Genomic DNA, 13,658 nt, shown 5'->3' with positions numbered 1-13,658 from the left:
GCGGTGATCGGTGCGATCGCGGGCGATGCGGGCAAGGGCGCGGCCATCGGCGCGGCGACGGGCACGATGGCCGGCGGCATGCGCGCACGGCAGAACAAGCGGGCGCAGGAATCCAACGCGCAGGCGCAGAGCCAGGGCGCGATGCAGACGTACTATCGCGCGTGGTCGGCGTGCATGCAGGGACGCGGTTACACGATCCAGTAACGTCATCGCGGTATCGATAGAACAAACGGAGCGCGAACATGAAACGCGTCAGCCTCGTTGTCTTGTCATGCCTTGCGCTATCCGCAAGCGCCTTTGCAGCCGATCCCACCGCCGATCCTCAGGCCGACGTCAGCGTCGTGCGAAACCCGGACGGCGCGACGGTGCAGGGCGTCGCGAAGGTGACGGCGACGATCGTCGGCATCGATCCGGCGACGCGCACCGTCACGCTGAAAACGAACGCCGGCAAGGTGATGGAACTGGAAGTCACGAACGAAGCGCGCAACTTCGATCAGCTCGCAGTCGGCGATGTCGTCACCGCGCAGTACCGCGAGTCGTTGACGTTGAGCCTGCTCGACAAGAAGACGCAGCCGTCGCGTTCCGAGAGCGACTCGGCCGAGCGCGCGGCGCCGGGCGCGAAGCCGGGCGGCGAGGTCGGGCGCGAAGTGACGATCATCGCCGATGTGATCGCCGTCGATCGTCATGCGAAGACCGTGACGCTGCGCGGGCCGCGCGGCGAGACGGTCGATCTGCACGTTCAGGATCCCGAGCGCCTGAAGCGCGTCAAGAAGGGCGATCAGGTGAAGGCCGTTTATACGGAAGCGTTCGCCATATCCGTGGAACCCGCCATGACAAAATAAGGCGCCACCAACCGTGGCGGACGCGGGAGAGACCCATGAAAAAACGCTTTGCATTCGCGCTGACGCACGGCGCGTGCGCCGTCGCGCTCGCGCTCGCCGGTTGCGCGCAGCCGGAACAGCGCGTGCAGCCCGGCATGGATCAGCAGGCGATCGTCGCCAGGCTCGGGCCGCCGAAGGAAACCTACGACCTGCCGAACGGCGGCAAGCGTCTGATGTGGCCCACGCAGCCGATGGGATCGACGACCACGGCCGTCGATCTCGATGCGTCGGGCAATACGGTCAGTGTTCGGCAAGTGCTTCAGGAAAACGAGTTCTACCGCGCCGAGGTCAACAAGTGGACGCGCAACGACGTGATGATCGCGTTCGGACGCCCGTTCGAGACGGCCTATTTCAAGCGGATGGATCGCGAGGTGTGGACGTATCGATACCTGGAGAACAACATCGACCACATGCTGTTCCATTTCTATTTCGACGCTCAGGGCGTGCTCCGGCAGACGCAGAAGCAGCCCGATCCGAAATACGATCCGAGCCAGCGCAACGTGCTTTGAACGGCGCGCGCTAGAAGCTGACGGCGAGACCGAACGACACGCCGTGCACGTTGTGGCCGAACACGTAGCGCACCATCGCGCGCGTGCGCGTGATGACGACAGGATATTTGCTGCTGTCCAGTTCGAGCCCGACGCCGAGCGATGTCAGATCGTTGAAGCCGAGCACGCCCGCGCTGTCGCCGAAGTAATGCGAGTACGCGGTTTCGAGCACGTAGCGCACCGGCCTGTCGAGCGCGGCGAAGCCTGTGGGCGCACGCCAGCGCGCCCACAGGCTGAACTGCTGCGCGGTCGCGGAGCCTTGCACCGCTTCCGAGGAACTGCCGAAGCTGCGTAGATAAATATCGGTTGCGCGCAGTTCGACATCGACCTCGTAGTGCTCGCGATAATGCTCCAGATCGAGCATCAGCGAGCCGCCGACGCCGTACGCATTGAGCGCGCCGTCCTCGAGGAACTGCAGATTGGTGTTGGCGACGTGATTGAACACCGTCTGCGCGATGCGCGCATCGCTCGCGACGCGGCCGATCATGCCGTTGATGATCGGGCGAAATTTCAGCTCGCTCGTGATCGGGAAGTCCCAGCCGACGCCAACCGTCGTGCTGAACGTGTTCCATTTCGCAGGCACCGCGCGCTGCTGGTCGCCGTCGGTCGCGATGAAGGTCGGATCGTAGCGGCTGTACGCGAGCGTGCCTTCGAGGTAGAGCGGAAACGAATTGCTGAGGGTAAAGCCGCCGCCGAGTTGCGTCTGACCGAAGCCCGGATTGCCGGTCGTGCCGCTATTGATCGACAGTGAACTTGTCGTGACATCTGGCACCGCGGTGTACGACATGATCGCGAGCACGGAATTCGCATACTGCTTGACGTTTGCGCCGACGACCGCGCGGTCCGGCGCGCCCTGCGCCAGCGCGGCGCAGGGCGCGGCAGCGAGGACGAAGAGCATCACGAAATTTCGCAACCTGGTCGGGAAAGGGGTTGGCTTTTGCATCTGCGGGGCGCGTCAGAACGTTAATTGGTTTAGTTGGTCATGCGTTGCATTTGCTGCTCCGCCATACGCGGGAAATGTAGCCTAACGATCGCGGCGCGCCAAGGTCATTGCACACGAGTGTGTTCACAGGACGACGGAAGTTTTCCTAAACTGAAGCTATCTCGCGCACCGCTTCCGGGAGACATCGATGAGACTGAACGAGCCGCGCATGGTGGTTGCCTCGATTGGCGTGTTCATCTGGCTCGCCGGGCTGTATTTCACGATCCACGGCCTTCTGTACGACATGAAACTCGAATTCCGTTACGGCATGTGGGCGCTCGGCATCGGGATCGTGACTTTCGTCGTCGCGCTGAATCCGCTCGCGCAGCGCAAATCGGCCAAGCGAGATGGGTCGACCTGAGCCGTCCGTTGGTGTATTAGTCGAAGAAACGTCGCACAACTCAACGGAGAATCTTGCAATGGGCGATCTCTGGATAGGCAACGTGGAAGAGTCCACGACCGACGACGAAATCAGGGAATTTCTCTGCCGCTACGGCTTTCCACCCTACGATTCGATTCAGCGCGTGACGGGCACCGGCGAGCATCCGGCCGCGGTCGTCACCTTCGATTCGATCGAGCCGCACGTGCTGCGCACCTTTCAGCCGCGCATCCACAACATGTTCTGGAAGAACCGCACGCTCGTGGTGCAGGTCGTGCCCGAGCGCAACGAAACCTGACGGCGTCATGACGGGTCCGCGACCATGTGCCGCGCGCATCGTCGCGACGGCGGACTCGGTTCGTCCGCGCGGATGGCATCCAAAAATATCGGGAGACAGCAATGAACGAAGAGAGGGCTGTCGGCGAATCGAGAGGCGTGCGTGAAGGCGCGGGCGTGCATGAGCGCCTGAACAGGAAACAGTACGAAAAAGAGCTTGCGCGCCTGCATGTGGAACTCGTGAAGCTGCAGGAATGGGCCGTCTACACGGGCGCGAAAGTCTGCGTCGTGTTCGAGGGACGCGACGGCGCGGGCAAGGGCGGCACGATCAAGGCGATTACCGAGCGGGTGAGCCCGCGCATCTTCCGCGTGGTTGCGCTGCCCGCGCCCACCGAGCGCGAGAAGACGCAGATGTACGTGCAGCGCTATCTGCCGCATCTGCCCGCCGCGGGCGAGATCACGCTTTTCGACCGAAGCTGGTACAACCGCGCGGGCGTCGAACGCGTGATGGGCTTCTGTACCGAGGACCAGGCGAAAACCTTTCTGAAAGGCGTGCCGCTCGTGGAGCGCGCGATCATCGATTCGGGCGTGATTCTGCTCAAGTACTGGCTCGAGGTCGGTCAGGAAGAGCAGACGCGGCGTCTCGAGGAACGCATCCACGACGAGCGCAAGATCTGGAAGCTCTCGCCGATGGACCTGCGTTCCTACAGCCGCTGGTACGACTACTCGCGCGCTCGCGACGACATGTTCGAGGCCACCGACACGGAACAGGCGCCGTGGTACGTCGTGCGTTCCGACGACAAGCGCCGCGCGCGCCTGAATCTCATCAGCCATCTGCTCGCGAATATCCCGTACAAGGCCGTGCCGCGCGAAAAGGTGAAGTTGCCGAAGCGCCAGAAGGCGGAGGGGTATCGCGAAAGCGATCGGCCGCTGCGCTACGTGCCCGAGCGTTTTTAGCGCGACTTCGGAACGCGGGATCGTCATGCCGCATCGCGCGTCCATCGCGCCCGAATGGCTGTTTCGTTACGAGAAGCCGTGGGCGCGCGCCGATATCGTCGCGGGCCTGACGGCGGGGGCGGTCGTCATACCGAAGGCGCTCGCGTACGCGACCATCGCGGGCCTGCCGGTTCAGGTCGGCCTCTACACGGCCTGCGTGCCGATGATCGTCTACGCGTTCGTCGGCACGTCGCGCGCGCTGTCCGTCAGCACGACGACCACGCTCGCGATTCTCGCGGCGAACGCGCTCGGCGCGACCGTCGCGAATGGCGATCCGCACGCGCTCGCCGTCGCCAACGCGACGCTGACGATGCTCGTCGGCATCATGCTCGTCGCGGGGGCGTGCCTGCGTCTCGGGTTCGTCGCGAACTTCATTTCCGAGCCGGTGCTCGTCGGTTTCAAGGCGGGCGTGGCGATCGTCATCGTCGTGGATCAGTTGCCGAAGCTCTTCGGCATTCACTATCCGAAGGGATCGTTCTTTCACAACGTCGGCGCGTTCGTCGCGGGCTTGCCGCATCTGTCGGCGAGCACGCTCGCGCTCGCGTTGGCGACGCTCGCCGCGCTCATCGCGCTCGAACGCTTCGCACCGCGCGCGCCCGCGCCGTTGTTCGTCGTCGCGGCGGCGATCGTCGCGGTGGCCGCGTTCGGTCTGCGCGCGCACGGCGTCGAAACGGTCGGCGCGGTGCCGGCGGGATTGCCGTCGTGGACACGGCCGGATCTGTCGCTTGCATTGAAGCTGTGGCCGGACGCGCTCGGCATCGCGTTGATGAGCTTCACCGAAAGCATCGCGGCGGCGCGGGCGTTCGCACGCAACGACGAACCCGCGCCCGACGCGAACCGCGAACTGCTCGCGACCGGCCTCGCGAACGCGGCCGGCGCGCTTTTCGGCGCGATGGTCTCAGGCGGCGGAACGAGCCAGACGGCCGTCAACCGGCAGGCGGGCGCGCGCACGCAACTCGCGGGACTCGTGACCGCGGCGCTCGCGCTCGCCGTCATGCTGCTGTTCGCGCCGCTCATGGCGCTGATGCCGCACGCGACGCTCGCGGCCGTCGTCGTGTTCTATTCGATCGGGCTTTTCAGCCCCGCCGAATTCCGCGCGATCCTGAAGATTCGCCGCACCGAATTCGTGTGGGCGCTCACGGCATGCGCGGGCGTCGTGTTGTTCGGAACGCTGGAAGGCATCGTGGTGGCGATCGTCGTGTCGCTCTTCGCGCTCGCGCATCAGGTGTCCAATCCGCCTGTGTACGCATTGAAGCGGATACCGGGAACCAACGTGTTCCGGCGCGCTTCGTCGCGGCATCCGGACGACGAAGCGTTTCCCGGCTTATTGCTGCTGCGTCCCGAAGGGCGGATATTCTTCGCGAATGCGCAACGTGTCGCCGAAAAGATCCGCCCGCTCGTGCGCGATTCCGACGCGAAGATCGTCGTGCTGGATCTGAGCCGCGTCTTCGATGTCGAATACACCGCGCTCAAGATGATGATCGAAGCCGAAGCGCGCCTCGCCGCGAACGGCACCACGCTCTGGCTCGCGGGCCTGAATCCGGGCGTGCTCGCGGCGGTGCGGCGCTCGCCGCTCGGCGCGCGGCTCGGCGAAGCGCGCATGTTCTATAACCTCGAACATGTCGTCGCGAAGTATCAGGAGATTGTTTCGCGCAATGGCGATGAAGTCGCGCGTCGTTGAGTCGCGAATTTTTGCCACCTGCTTGTCGCTCATTGCGCATATATTTTGATGATGGTATCCAAGTCATCGGACCATGCGTTCATCATGGCCGCCGATGCATCTGCTTCCTGCGTTGTCCCTTGCACGTTCCCTCGCGGAGATCACGTCATGACGTATGCAGATCAACTGGCGCGCAGCCAGAAAATCGCGGAAAAGGTCACACGCGTTTATCAGAAGCGCGCGGAGCTTGCGCAGCATCAATTCAGCGAGCGCGCGCGCGAAGCAGGCGTGCGTGTCCTCGGCAACGGCGAGGCTGATCGTTTCAACGGCTTCGACTATGCGGTCGATGTCATGCAGCGCACGGTGCTCTTCTGGGACACGCTGCGTCAGCGCGGCAACAACTTCATCGAGCAGGCGAAGCGCGGTCTCGAACCGGTGCTGCATTTCGCGCATGAAATGCTGCTCGACGGACGCACGTTCGCGCGGCCGGTGAACTATGCGCTGTTGCGTATCGTGCCGCCCGAAGGCGTAGTCATCGATCCGCTGAAGCGGCCGTATCTCATCATCGATCCGCGTGCGGGGCATGGTCCGGGCATCGGCGGATTCAAGGACGATTCGCAAGTCGGCGTCGCGTTGCGCGCGGGTCATCCGGTGTACTTCGTCACGTTCTTTCGCGACCCGCAGCCCGGCCAGACGCTGCTCGACGTATGCGCGGCCGAGCAGCAGTTCGTGAAGCATGTGCGCGAGATGCATCCGGACAGCCCGAAGCCCGCTATCGTCGGCAATTGCCAGGGCGGCTGGGCCGCGATGATGCTCGCGAGCTCGCAGCCCGACGATACCGGTCCGCTCGTCATCAACGGCGCGCCGATGTCGTACTGGAGCGGCGCGTGGAGCGAAGGCGAGGGCGACAACCCGATGCGCTACTCGGGCGGCATGCTCGGCGGGACGTGGCTCGCCTCGCTGACGGCCGATCTCGGCAACGGCAAGTTCGACGGCGCGTATCTCGTCGAGAACTTCGAGAACCTGAATCCGGCGAACAGTTTCTGGGACAAGTACTACACGCTGTTCGACAAGATCGACACCGAACCGCCGCGCTTTCTCGACTTCGAGCGCTGGTGGGGCGGCTATTACCTGATGAACCGCGAAGAGATCGAATGGATCACGCGCAATCTTTTCGTCGGCAACAAGCTGTGGTCGGGCGAAGTGCGCGGCGCGTCGGGCGCATCGTTCGATCTGCGCGCGATCAAATCGCCGATCATTCTCTTCGCTTCGATGGGCGACAACATCACGCCGCCGCAACAGGCCTTCAACTGGGTCGCGGATATCTACGGCAGCACCGACGAGATCAAGGCACGCGGGCAGGTGATCGTCGGACTGATGCACAAGAGCATCGGGCATCTCGGCATCTTCGTGAGCGGCAAGGTCGCGAAGAAGGAATACACGCAGATCGCATCGGTGCTGGAAGCGATCGAATCGTTTCCGCCGGGGCTGTACGGCATGGAGATCGCCGAACGCAAGAACGCGAACGGCAAGACCGAATACGACGTGAGCTTTCACGAGCGACGTCTCGAAGACGTGACCGCGCGCTTCAACCGTTTCGAGCGTATCGACGAACTGCCGTTCGAAGCGGTGAAACAGGTATCGGATTTCAATCAGCGTGCGTACGAACTGTTCGCGCAACCCTTCGTTCAGGCAATGGCCAACGACGCGACCGCGACGATGCTGCGCGCGTTCCATCCGTTGCGCGCGCAGCGCTGGATGTTCTCCGATCTGAATCCGTGGCTTGCATGGCTCGGCCCGGCGGCGGAAGCGGTGAAGGCCACGCGCAAGCCCGACACCGAACGCGACGCGTTGCGCCGTGCGGAGCATTGCGGCTCCGACATGATCAGCGCGAGCCTCGACTTCTATCGTGCGATGCGCGACGCCACGACCGAAGCGATGTTCTTCTCCGTGTACGGCAACCTGCTGCCGGCACAGCGCGTGCAGGAACGCGAGACGCAAGAAAATCGGACCGATCCGCGCGATCTGCCGTTCGTTCAGGAAGCGCTCGCGTCGGTTGCGCACGGCGGATACGCGGAAGCCGTCGCGCGCGTCGCGTGCCTGCTCATGCGTCACGACGAGCCGTTGCCGCTCACGCGCATGGTGCTGCGTCAGGAACTCGCGGCCGACTATGCGGAGTATTTGCCGCAGATGCCGCGCGACGAATGGCGGCGCATTCGCGGCGAACAGGAAATCATCGTGCGCTACGAGCCCGAGCAGGCGCTCGCGTCGTTGCCCGGTCTGCTCGACGACAGCGACGACCGCAAGAAGCTCCTCACGCTCTTCGACAAGCTGCACGACGACAGCCGCATGCAGGGCTTCGAGCCGACGGCCGCGCAGCACGACATGCTCGCGCGCATCCGCGCGGCGCTGCCGGTCAAGGCTGCGCGCGCGCCAAGACGTTCCGCGCCCGCGCACTGATGTTCGGGCGTTGCATCACACGTAACTACGGAGGGTGAAATGAATCAGCCGCGCGAAAAATATGTACGGCTCATCGAGGTTTGCCAGGCGTTGCCGCCGCTCGCGGTGGCGGTCGTGCATCCCTGCGACCGGACATCGCTCGAAAGCGCGGTGAAGGCGCACGAGATGGGTCTGATCGCGCCGCAACTCGTCGGGCCACGCGATCGCATTCGCGAGGTGGCGGAAGAATGCGGCCTCAACATCGCGGGCTTTCCGATCGTCGATGCGCCGCACAGCCACGCCGCTGCCGAAAAGGCGGTGGAACTCGTGCGCGAGGCGAAGGCCGAAGCGCTCATGAAAGGCAGCCTGCACACCGACGAAGTCATGGCCGCGGTCGTGAAGCGCGAAGGCGGACTGCGCACGTCGCGGCGCGTGTCGCATTGCTTCATCATGGATGTGCCGGGGCACGACGACGTGCTCATCATCAGCGACGCGGCCATCAACATCGCGCCGACGCTCGCCGATAAAGTCGACATCCTGCAAAACGCGATCGATCTCGGCCACGCGCTGCGTTTCGCGGAAGTGCGCGTCGCGATTCTCTCGGCGATGGAAACGGTGAACCCGAAGGTGCCGTCGACGCTGGAGGCCGCCGCGCTCTGCAAGATGGTCGATCGTCATCAGATCACGGGCGCGCTCGTCGACGGGCCGCTCGCGCTCGACAATGCCATCGACCTCGAAGCGGCGCATACGAAGAAGATCGATTCGCCCGTCGCGGGGCGCGCGAACGTGCTGATCGTGCCGGACCTCGAAGCGGGCAACATGCTCGCGAAGAGTCTGTCTTTTCTCGCGAATGCGGACGCGGCCGGCATCGTGCTCGGCGCGCGCGTGCCGATCATTCTGACGAGCCGCGCCGATTCGCTGCAATCGCGGCTCGCATCGTGCGCGATCGCATCGCTCGTGGCGTCGAAGCGCCGCGAAGAAGCGCAAGTAGTGGGGTGATTTCATGGCCGATGTGATTCTGGTTCTCAATGCGGGCTCGTCGAGCATCAAGTTCAGCGCGTTCGATGTCGAAGGCGACGCGCTCGAACTCGTCACGCACGGACAGGTTGAAGCGCTGTTCAGCGCGCCGCATTTCGTCGCTTACGACAGGCGAGGCGAGAAGTCCGCGGAGCATTCATGGGGCGAGGGCGCGAAGCTGCAACATGCCGAAGCGATCGCGCATCTGGGCGCGTATCTGCGCGGGCATGGCGCGGGGCATCGTCTGGTCGGCGTGGGGCATCGCGTGGTGCACGGCGGCGCGCGTTTCACGAAGCCCGTACTGACGAGCCCCGAAGTGCTCGACGAACTCGACAAGCTCACACCGCTCGCGCCGCTGCATCAGCCGCATAACTTGAGGCCGATACGCATCGTCGCCGAGCGCAATCCGGGCCTGCCGCAGGTCGCGTGCTTCGACACGGCCTTTCATTCGACGCAGGCGCCGCTCGCGCAGGCGTTCGCGCTGCCCGAATCGATCACGAAGAACGGCGTGCGGCGCTACGGCTTTCATGGTCTCTCGTACGAATACATCGCGAGTGCCCTGCCGGATGTTGCACCCGATGCCGCGCGCGGGCGCACGGTCGTCGCGCATCTGGGCAACGGCGCGAGCCTGTGCGCGATGCACGCGGGCAAGAGCGTCGCCAGCACGATGGGCTTCACCGCCGTCGACGGTCTCATGATGGGCACGCGCTGCGGCAATCTCGATCCGGGCGTGGTTCTTTACATGCTCGACGAGCTCGGCATGAACGCGCGCGAGATCGAAGACATGCTGTATCGCCAGTCGGGATTGCTCGGCGTGTCGGGCGTGTCGGGCGACATGCGCGCGCTGCTCGCGAGCAGCGACGAACGCGCGCGCTTCGCGATCGATCTTTACGTGCATCGCATCGGCCGGGAGCTCGGCTCGATGAGCGCGGCGCTGCACGGGCTCGACGCGATCGTGTTCACGGCGGGCATCGGCGAGCGTTCGAAGGAGATACGACAACGCGTGTGCGAAGAAGCGGCGTGGTGGGGCATCGAACTCGATACAGAAGCCAATGCGAGCGGCGGCCCGCGCATCAGCACGGCGTCGAGCAAGGTGAGCGCATGGGTGATTCCGACCAACGAAGAACTCATGATCGCGCGCCACACGCTCGCGCTGATCGATGACAAACGCGAAGGAGCATCCGCATGACATTGAATGTCCCGCAGCCCGTGCTGAAGGGCGCGAAGGCGCTCGTCACCGGCATCGCCAACGAGCATTCGATCGCCTATGGTTGCGCGAAAGCGTTCCGCGAACTGGGCGCCGATCTCGCCATCACGTATGCCGACGAGAAAGCGCGGCCTTACGTCGAGCCGCACGCGCAAGCCCTCGAAGCGCCGATCTTCATGCCGCTGAACGCGTCGAGCCAGGAGGAACTGGAAGCGGTGTTCGAGCGTATCGCGAGCGAGTGGGGCAAGCTCGATATTCTCGTGCACTCGATCGCGTGGGCGCCGAAGGACGATCTGCAGGGCGTCCTGCTGAACTGTTCCGCCGAAGGCTTCGCGAAGGCGATGGACATTTCCTGCCATTCGTTCGTCCGCATGGCGCGGCTCGCGGCGCCGCTGATGAAAGACGGCGGCGCGATGTTCACGATGAGCTATCACGGCGCGAACAAGGTCGTCGCGAACTACAACGTAATGGGCCCGGTGAAGGCCGCGCTCGAAGCGTGCGCGCGCTATCTCGCCTACGAGCTCGGTCCGCAGGGCATTCGCGTGCATGCTATTTCGCCGGGGCCGCTGAAGACGCGTGCGGCATCGGGACTCAAGGACTTCGACCTGCTCCTGACCGAAGCCGCACAGCGCGCGCCGCTCGGCGAGCTGGTCGACATCATGGACGTCGGCTTTACCTGCGCATTCCTCGCGACGCCTTTCGCCCGGCGCATGTCCGGCGAGACGCTGTACGTGGACGGCGGCGTGCATATCATGGGATAAGCATGTTCAACTGGCTGTTCCGGCGCGATAACGCGAGCTCGCGCGAGGATGTCAAGGAGGCGCTCGGCCGCATCGTCGCGGTCGCGCCTCAGGTGCGCCTCGCGAGCCGTTATGAGTCGCGGCTCGCGCCGGTCGTCGGCAAGACGCTGGATCACGCGCGGGAACTCGTCGCGGCGCTGCCCGCGCCGCGCGACGCGACACCGGCGGCATGGGCGGACGATCCGTATCTGCGCGCGAAGTTCGCGACGCCGGACGACGTCGCGCGCGTGATCGGCGAATCGCACGATGTGCGCGGCTGGTTCGACGGCAACATTGCCGCCGATCATGGGTTCGCGGTGCTGGGCGCGACGCTCGTCGAGCGGAAGGTGCTCGTCGCGGCGGTGGAGGGCGGCGCGTTGCGTTCGGACGTCGCGCGCACGGCGGTCAGCTTCGACGACAAGCGCTTGCGCTTTTGCAACGGAACGGACGAAGCGCTCAGACGCGATCTCGTGCAGCGGATCGTCGAGCAGTTCGTGCTGGAAGCGATGTCGCGCGTCGCGCAAAACGACGCGCGGCGCGACGCGCTGCAGGAACATCGCGCGTTGCTGACCGCGCGCATGCAGATGCTCGGCCGGCGCGGCGCGGGCATGAGCGGCCTGATTGCATCGACGGATCTGGCCGGCGACGCCACGCGGCTGCAGCGCGATTTCGAGGAGAACGAAGCCGCGCTCTCGGCACTCGGCTCGCTCGCCGATTCCATCGAGATGCAGCTTCAGACCATCGTCGAATTGCTCGCCGAGCCGGCGGCGCTGATTTCCGTCACGCACCGCGAGCTGTGTCTGAATCAGATGAACCTGCTGATGGAAACGCGCTGCGACGAGCCGCACGCCGACATCGCGATTGAGCTTGCGCACTTGCCGACGCAGCCGCCGCAGACGCGCGCGGTGGAGATCGTGCGGATCGCGCGGCGCGATGTGCCGCCCGCGGGCGCGGCGTTCGATGAGGCGGCGAAGCTGGTGCTGTGAGGGGCGCAAGCCATGCTCAACGATGATATGGCTCGATCGATTCGACGATGACTTCGCGACACGTCAGCACGATGTCAAGGCCGATATTGGGGTTGAGATCGAACTTGACCAGACCATTCGATTCATCACTCAAGGTGATGTCTCTGATCCACGCCTCTCCGAGCATCGAGTTAATGTCGATGTTTGCGGCTTTTATTTCCAACAGTTTGATCGTTACCCGATAGTCGTCGGCACCGTCGGCATGGCGCGGACCGTATCGGTTATGAAGAATTGCAAGCGTAAGGTCGACCAGATCACGCTCGCAACCGGGCATCAGTGGCTCGCCGTTGTCATTCGTGTTCGACGATCTCGTTCGCTGCATGAAGAACGATTGCACTGCTGCATCGTGGAACGATGGATATTTCCCCAAGGCTTCGACAAGCAAAAAGCCATTTTTTGCCAACTCCCAGCCAAATGTTTTTTCATTCATATTCATCCTTTTCAGAAAGCTAGCGCCGGGGTATTGGCGACATCGGCAAATGGGCGGGATCACGCGATCCGTTATGGAAATTATGCCCATGCGCGTCGCCGTGGCTTTCGTGATACTGCGCGCTCAGATTTCCATTGGCATCGAAGAAGTCGGTATCGAGGCCATTCGGATTGAGGCGAAAGCCTCCCGGTTCATTTCCCGACATCTTCACGCCGCGCGCCGCGACTTCGAAACTTTCGCCGTTCATCGCATCCGGCTGATAGTCGAACGGCGGCGCGTCACCGAGCAAAGATCTGCCGGCGTTCGAATCATCGAGGCGTTCGAGCATCGAGTCGCTGCCGCTGTCGGCACGCGAGGCGCCTCGCGCAATACCGGCAATTGCACCGTCCGCCGCTTCGATGACGCTCATCCAGTTCAAGCCGCTGTCGTCATCGCTCGCGCTCGACGGAACGTCACGCACGGCACTCAGGCTTGCGCGATTTGCGACGGCTTTCAGCGACGGCCATTCTCCGTTGGCTCGTTTGAGGGCCGCGAATTCGCGCCAACCGAGAACCTCGCGCATGGCGTGCGCTCCGCTGCCCGCAGCCGACCAGCTCTGTGGCGCGTAATACCTGAAAACGCGCTGTCCACCGTGCCAATTGCGCGCAATCACAGGAATAAGCTGGCGCTCTCGGGCAGCACGACGCAGAACGCGCGTAATGCCAGCGCCGTCAACTGGCCTGTCCCAGGTTGAAACCCGCAGCGTTCGGATGATGAAGTCCACATACTCGCGAAAGTCGTGACGCGAGAGCGCGTCGCGCCGGTCGATCCGTACTCTGAACAGGCGGTCGAAGTCCTTTCGGTCTTGCTCGATCTGCTCTTGCTGTTCTTTTCTCTTTTGCTTGCGCACGTCGAACGGCAAACGCCAAGTGCGATCGACTTCCTGCACTTCGCGAGCCGGCATCAACGCGCAATGCCAGCCGCCGGTCAACGGGACGTAAAGCGCATTGCAGGAGTAGCCCCATTCGGGAAACGGCATGTCGCCTCCGTATTTCAGCAG

The 13,658-nt window shown here is 63.9% G+C and carries 15 protein-coding genes; 12 read left to right on the top strand and 3 right to left on the bottom strand.

The window, feature by feature from the left end:
* From NCT05_RS24080 to NCT05_RS24070, 3 genes are all read left to right on the top strand, one after another.
* On the top strand, positions 1-204 hold a 204-nt coding region (locus tag NCT05_RS24080), incomplete at its 5' end, for a glycine zipper family protein (protein WP_250441071.1).
* 38 nt (positions 205-242) lie between these two features.
* Positions 243-842, top strand: a complete 600-nt coding sequence (locus NCT05_RS24075) for a hypothetical protein (protein WP_008348505.1) — start codon at positions 243-245, stop codon at positions 840-842.
* A 35-nt stretch (positions 843-877) separates the two neighbouring features.
* Positions 878-1,390, top strand: a complete 513-nt coding sequence (locus tag NCT05_RS24070; RefSeq protein ID WP_008348503.1) for a hypothetical protein — start codon at positions 878-880, stop codon at positions 1,388-1,390.
* A gap of 10 nt (positions 1,391-1,400) precedes the next feature.
* Here NCT05_RS24070 and NCT05_RS24065 read toward each other — a convergent pair whose 3' ends face one another.
* Positions 1,401-2,327: a hypothetical protein gene (locus NCT05_RS24065; RefSeq protein ID WP_008348502.1), complete on the bottom strand. Its 927-nt coding sequence runs from the start codon at positions 2,325-2,327 to the stop codon at positions 1,401-1,403.
* Between the two features lie 232 nt (positions 2,328-2,559).
* Here NCT05_RS24065 and NCT05_RS24060 point away from each other — a divergent pair, with 232 nt between their 5' ends.
* From NCT05_RS24060 to NCT05_RS24020, 9 genes are all read left to right on the top strand, one after another.
* A complete protein-coding gene (locus tag NCT05_RS24060) occupies positions 2,560-2,772 on the top strand; it encodes a DUF2964 family protein (protein WP_033536232.1) in 213 nt (70 codons plus the stop codon).
* Positions 2,773-2,830: 58 nt separating this feature from the next.
* Positions 2,831-3,088: an RNA recognition motif domain-containing protein gene (locus tag NCT05_RS24055; protein ID WP_008348497.1), complete on the top strand. Its 258-nt coding sequence runs from the start codon at positions 2,831-2,833 to the stop codon at positions 3,086-3,088.
* 101 nt (positions 3,089-3,189) lie between these two features.
* On the top strand, positions 3,190-4,023 hold the full coding sequence (ppk2, locus tag NCT05_RS24050; RefSeq protein ID WP_008348496.1) for a polyphosphate kinase 2: 834 nt from the start codon (positions 3,190-3,192) through the stop codon (positions 4,021-4,023).
* A 25-nt stretch (positions 4,024-4,048) separates the two neighbouring features.
* Positions 4,049-5,743: a SulP family inorganic anion transporter gene (locus tag NCT05_RS24045; protein ID WP_175981178.1), complete on the top strand. Its 1,695-nt coding sequence runs from the start codon at positions 4,049-4,051 to the stop codon at positions 5,741-5,743.
* 147 nt (positions 5,744-5,890) lie between these two features.
* The gene (locus NCT05_RS24040) at positions 5,891-8,182 is read left to right on the top strand and encodes a DUF3141 domain-containing protein (RefSeq protein ID WP_250436782.1); all 2,292 of its coding nucleotides are present in this window, start codon (positions 5,891-5,893) and stop codon (positions 8,180-8,182) included.
* Between the two features lie 39 nt (positions 8,183-8,221).
* Positions 8,222-9,160 carry a phosphate acetyltransferase gene (locus NCT05_RS24035; RefSeq protein ID WP_008348487.1) on the top strand — a complete coding sequence of 313 codons (939 nt, stop codon included), beginning with the start codon at positions 8,222-8,224 and terminating at the stop codon, positions 9,158-9,160.
* A 4-nt stretch (positions 9,161-9,164) separates the two neighbouring features.
* A complete protein-coding gene (locus NCT05_RS24030) occupies positions 9,165-10,367 on the top strand; it encodes an acetate/propionate family kinase (protein ID WP_250503328.1) in 1,203 nt (400 codons plus the stop codon).
* Positions 10,364-11,146, top strand: coding sequence for an enoyl-ACP reductase FabI (fabI, locus tag NCT05_RS24025; RefSeq protein ID WP_250503327.1), 783 nt, complete (start codon positions 10,364-10,366; stop codon positions 11,144-11,146). The genes NCT05_RS24030 and fabI overlap by 4 nt, the downstream gene beginning before the upstream one ends.
* 2 nt (positions 11,147-11,148) lie before the next feature.
* Positions 11,149-12,150 carry a hypothetical protein gene (locus tag NCT05_RS24020; RefSeq protein WP_250503326.1) on the top strand — a complete coding sequence of 334 codons (1,002 nt, stop codon included), beginning with the start codon at positions 11,149-11,151 and terminating at the stop codon, positions 12,148-12,150.
* A gap of 16 nt (positions 12,151-12,166) precedes the next feature.
* On the opposite strand, the gene NCT05_RS24015 is transcribed toward NCT05_RS24020, so the two are convergent.
* Both NCT05_RS24015 and NCT05_RS24010 read right to left on the bottom strand, forming a co-directional pair.
* Positions 12,167-12,619 carry an Imm50 family immunity protein gene (locus tag NCT05_RS24015; RefSeq protein WP_250436771.1) on the bottom strand — a complete coding sequence of 151 codons (453 nt, stop codon included), beginning with the start codon at positions 12,617-12,619 and terminating at the stop codon, positions 12,167-12,169.
* Positions 12,620-12,638: 19 nt separating this feature from the next.
* Positions 12,639-13,589 (bottom strand): hypothetical protein, encoded by a 951-nt coding sequence (locus NCT05_RS24010; protein WP_250503325.1) that lies wholly within the window; start codon positions 13,587-13,589, stop codon positions 12,639-12,641.
* Positions 13,590-13,658 lie beyond the last annotated feature (69 nt).

This window comes from Caballeronia sp. AZ7_KS35, assembly GCF_023631045.1.
GTDB classification, from domain to species: domain Bacteria; phylum Pseudomonadota; class Gammaproteobacteria; order Burkholderiales; family Burkholderiaceae; genus Caballeronia; species Caballeronia zhejiangensis.
The sequence above is the reverse complement of the archived record's forward strand: the minus strand, read 5'-3'. Positions and strand labels throughout refer to the sequence as shown.